At 45.6% G+C, this 4468-nt stretch carries 5 protein-coding genes; 3 read left to right on the top strand and 2 right to left on the bottom strand.

Features of this window, described 5'->3' with window-relative positions:
* Positions 1-198: 198 nt before the first annotated feature.
* Both ACLFWI_RS27405 and ACLFWI_RS27400 read left to right on the top strand, forming a co-directional pair.
* Positions 199-1002, top strand: coding sequence for a creatininase family protein (locus tag ACLFWI_RS27405; protein ID WP_446415562.1), 804 nt, complete (start codon positions 199-201; stop codon positions 1000-1002).
* Between the two features lie 106 nt (positions 1003-1108).
* On the top strand, positions 1109-1558 hold the full coding sequence (locus tag ACLFWI_RS27400) for a DUF29 family protein (protein ID WP_446415561.1): 450 nt from the start codon (positions 1109-1111) through the stop codon (positions 1556-1558).
* Positions 1559-1904: 346 nt separating this feature from the next.
* Here the strand turns inward: ACLFWI_RS27400 and ACLFWI_RS27395 are convergent, their stop codons facing one another.
* A complete protein-coding gene (locus ACLFWI_RS27395; protein ID WP_446415563.1) occupies positions 1905-2198 on the bottom strand; it encodes a hypothetical protein in 294 nt (97 codons plus the stop codon).
* 90 nt (positions 2199-2288) lie between these two features.
* The gene (locus ACLFWI_RS27390; protein WP_446415560.1) at positions 2289-2534 is read right to left on the bottom strand and encodes a hypothetical protein; all 246 of its coding nucleotides are present in this window, start codon (positions 2532-2534) and stop codon (positions 2289-2291) included.
* Between the two features lie 233 nt (positions 2535-2767).
* Between ACLFWI_RS27390 and murJ the strand changes: the two genes are divergently transcribed.
* Positions 2768-4366: a murein biosynthesis integral membrane protein MurJ gene (gene murJ, locus ACLFWI_RS27385; protein ID WP_446415559.1), complete on the top strand. Its 1599-nt coding sequence runs from the start codon at positions 2768-2770 to the stop codon at positions 4364-4366.
* Positions 4367-4468 lie beyond the last annotated feature (102 nt).

The raw sequence follows: 4468 nt of genomic DNA, 5'->3' as shown, positions 1-4468 counted from the left end.
GAATAGCGAAATTTAGTCCCTAAACCCGCCCCTACAGATTCCCTAAACCCGCCCCGACAAATAAATTTATCTATGGATTGGGATTATATTATTTTCGTTTAAACGGGGATCATTTCCTTGTTTATTACAAGCTTATTCCTTTTCTTCTGCTATCTGCCTTATAGTTTAATTGGACTAATTTAGAAGCCAAACACTAAAATGCACAGTTTTATTCCCCCAGAACGCTTCTTTCCTTATCTCACCTGGAAAGATATCCAAACTATGCCCGATAAGGAAAATGTGGTGATTATTCAACCCGTTGGCGCGATTGAACAACATGGTCATCATTTGCCCTTAGTTGTGGATTCGGCGATTGGTGTGGGGGTTATGGGTAAAGCCCTAGCTAAACTGGAACCGGATATCCCCGCTTATGCGTTGCCGAATTTATTTTATGGGAAATCGAACGAACATTGGCATTTCCCCGGTACGATTACCCTCAGCGCCCAAACCTTGCTGGCGGTGTTAATGGAGGTTGCGGATAGTATTTATCGGGCGGGATTCCGTAAATTAGTGCTGATGAATTCCCACGGGGGACAACCCCAGGTGATGGAAATTGCGGCGCGAGATATTCATCAAAAGTATGGCGATTTTCTGGTATTTCCTCTGTTTACCTGGCGGGTTCCCAATGTGGCAAAGGAGTTAATTTCAGCCAAGGAGTTGGAATTGGGAATTCATGCGGGGGATGCCGAAACAAGTTTGATGTTATCCCTATTACCGGAACAGGTGAAAATGGAACGGGCGGTGGCGGAATATCCCCAGGGGTTACCGGAAGATAGTTTATTGAGTATGGAGGGGAAGTTACCGTTTGCTTGGTTGACGCGAGAATTGAGTCAGAGTGGGACATTGGGTGATCCCACACCAGCAACGAAGGAAAAAGGCGATCGCATCCTGGAGTCTTTGGTATCCGGTTGGGTACGGGTAATCCAGGATATCTATCGGTTTCGCCAACCTCAGGGTAAATAGGGGAACGTGCGATCGCGTGAGTTAGTCTGTCCCTGAATGTTCGGTGGGGTGTTCTAAGATGCGCCCCTAATCAAGCATTAAAACAGAAGCGGAGGAATAAAAGCGAATGGAAGAACTCATAACCTTAAAGGAATTTATCCAGCAAGGCAAAATACCGGAAGCCTTGGAACTTGTTGAAGAATTAGAGGAGATGAGTAAATCCGATAAACTCAATAAAATATTTAGCTATGGCATCATTTTATTATTACATTTGATTAAAACAGCTGCCGAAAATCGCACCACTAAATCCTGGCAAGTTTCTATATTTAATTCAGTTAAGCAAATTCAACGCACGAATCGACGCCATAAAGCTAAAGGGACGTATTTAACCGAAGACGAGTTACGGGAAACCTTACAGGATGCTTATGAATCAGCGCTGATAAATGCAACCATAGAAGCGTTCGAGGGAATTTATGAGGCTGAAGAAATCGATGCCATGGTTAACCGAGAAGAAATTATTGAAATGGCAATGGATTTGATTCTAGAACGTCAATCAACTGATGAAATATCAGAATAGTAACACGAAGTCGCCACATCAAATGATGGCAAAGGGCGACCCGAGGAAATTGAGTGGACGACAGTTGTTCATTGGTGCAAGCGGGTCGCCCCTACATGATTGATACAGGTGTTTTTTATAGGGTTTGTAGTTAGGTCTTTAGTCTAAGCATTTATCGGTTCAAAACTCAACAAAATAGCGAGCGAGATGCTCACACTACAACGATTATCTATTGCCTATTGCCACCACCACTGAATTTAGTCGTCTTTAGACAACTTGAGATTTGAGCCTTGGGTTTGAACCCCAGACGGTAAGACAGCGACAGGTGTAAAATGTTAGTCATAACAAATACAAAAATCCGCGATCGCTACCTTGTCGCCAACGCCGCTAACCTCTGTAAAATCTGAAGGACAGGATATAACTCATTCTCTGATCGATATAGAGAGAACTCTGTGGAAAAGGTATATTGGGGTATCTCACCGAACAATACTTTAATGAACATAAAATGACTACCATTCGTGACTAATCCAAAACTGGGTTGCTCAGTATTGGGATTTGCCATCATGTAAAATAGGGTTTGCGCTGTTGCATCTTTTAGAGCAAATCCGGCTTGTTTTGACTCAACAACTGCAACCCATAGTTGTTGCTGTAATAGCAGGATATCAATTCGCCCCCAAACCGTTCTTTCTCTAGTCTCTATCGCTACATCTACCCGTTTTTCCCAGACTGGATGTAGCGGAGGACGGTAAAATCATGCGAGTGATAGTAGGGGCGAAAGTACCACCATTTTTACCAAATCTTCTAACATCGGATATTTGTTGAGATAGAGAAACTCTGTTTTGACCCGATCTAAAGTTTGCTTTTCTAAATCGTTGAGTTCTGATAAATTGTCCTGGGCTTCAGGGAAGAAGGTGGAATAGTCTAGAACTTGCCGAAGATTGAATTGGTTTTCAACCTGTGCCAGTGTTAGTTCATGGGCGGGGATAACTTGTGTCATTGCTGCTGTCAGTGTTATTCAAGAAAACGATTACTTTATGTAACACCTTACATACAATTGGCTGACCCTTGATTGGTGAAAGATGGTAGTTAAGGCGCACAAGCGTCTGTGCGGGCAGATTAGATTACTGTAACTCTAGAGGTGCAAGTGTTGGTGGATAAGTGAGATTTACCTGAAACGTGTGACCCGATTCAGGATTAAATAGGATAAGTGACCAAAAATAGTAACCTTTCGTGTCTGACAAGCCTAAACCGTCTCGTTCCCTTGCTGGAATTGCCTCGATTGTGGCAATTGCCACGTTGATTAGTAAAATTTTTGGCTTAGTCCGTGAACAAGCGATCGCGGCGGCGTTTGGTGTGGGTCCAGTGGTGAATGCTTATGCCTACGCCTACGTGATTCCCGGCTTTCTGTTGATCTTACTGGGTGGGATAAATGGACCGTTTCACAGCGCCTTGGTGAGTGTGTTGGCAAAACGGGATAAGTCGGAAGCCGCCCCCTTGGTGGAAACGGTTACCACTCTGGTGAGTGGGATATTATTGCTGGTGACGATTATCCTAATTCTATTTGCGCCCACCTTTATCGATATCCTCGCCCCCGGATTAGAGGAACCCGCGCGATCGCTGGCAGTTCAACAGTTGCAAATTATGGCGCCGTTGGCGCTTCTGGCGGGGTTGATTGGCATTGGTTTCGGGACGCTGAATGCTTCAAATCAATATTGGTTACCCAGTGTTAGCCCTTTATTTTCCAGTTTGGCGGTGATTGGTGGCTTAGGGATATTGGCACTTTATTCTGGGGGACAAGTTAATCAGCCTGAGTATATCCGCTTGGGTAGTATTGTTTTAGCCGTTGGTACTCTGGCGGGGGCGATTTGGCAGTGGGTGATGCAACTGATTGCCCAGTGGCGATCGGGGATGGGGCGGTTACGGTTGCGGTTTAATTGGCAGCTTCCAGGGGTGAGGCAGGTGATGCGGGTGATGGCACCAGCGACGCTATCCTCTGGGATGTTACATATTAATGTTTATACCGATCTGTTTTTCGCCTCGTTTATCCCCAATGCGGCGGCGGCGATGCGCTATTCCAATTTTATTGTGCTGACGCCTCTGGGAATTATCTCGAATATGATATTGGTGCCGATGCTGCCTGTGTTTTCTCGGTTAGCGGCGCCTGAGAATTGGGTGGAGTTGAAAGTGCGGATTCGTCAGGGATTACTGCTTACAGCTTTGACGATGTTACCGCTGACGGCTATTTTTATCTCTCTATCCGTGCCGATTGTTCGGGTGATTTATGAACGCTATGCCTTTGGTGCGGAGGCTTCCCAGATTGTCGCCCCGGTACTAATGGCGTATGGATTGGGTATGTTCTTTTATTTAGCACGAGATGTTTTAGTGCGGGTATTTTATGCGTTGGGGGATGGGGAGACGCCATTTCGGATCAGTATTGCCAATATCTTTATTAATGCCCTGCTGGATTATTTGTTGGTGAATGCGTTTGCCACACCGGGTTTAGTCTTTGCTACGATTGGCGTCAATATTATTTCTATGGGCTGGCTATTGTGGGTGCTGAATCGGCGGCTGCATGGCTTACCGTTAGGGGAATGGGGGATAGCGCTGGTGGGTTTGGCGGGGAGTAGTTTTGTGGCTGGATTGGGCAGTTGGGGAGTGAGTTGGGGCTGGCAAGAGGTTGTGGGGAGTGAGAATTTACTGCTGCAAGTTTTGCAACTGAGTTTGGCGATGTCTGTGGCGTTGGGGATTTTTGCGGTTTTGGTTGCTCGGTTGAAGTTACCGGAAGTGGATATTTTGGTGAGTCGTTTGCGTCAAAAGTTGGGGAAATGAAAAGCCCAGGTTTTATTATTGGAGGATGTAGCCACGGTGAATCAGCTTTAAGTAGGTGGGGACAATTAAAGTTAACGGTGGGGAACTCGCTTTCGCGAGAAG

It is taken from the genome of Coleofasciculus sp., from assembly GCF_046539235.1.
Lineage (GTDB): Bacteria > Cyanobacteriota > Cyanobacteriia > Cyanobacteriales > Coleofasciculaceae > Coleofasciculus.
This window is presented reverse-complemented; position numbering and strand designations above follow the sequence as displayed.

Coding starts and splice junctions, on each gene's coding strand:
- ACLFWI_RS27405 (WP_446415562.1), top strand. CDS start 199: ATGCACAGTTTTATTCCCCCAGAACGCTTCTTTCCTTATCTCACCTGG.
- ACLFWI_RS27400 (WP_446415561.1), top strand. CDS start 1,109: ATGGAAGAACTCATAACCTTAAAGGAATTTATCCAGCAAGGCAAAATA.
- ACLFWI_RS27390 (WP_446415560.1), bottom strand. CDS start 2,534: ATGACACAAGTTATCCCCGCCCATGAACTAACACTGGCACAGGTTGAA.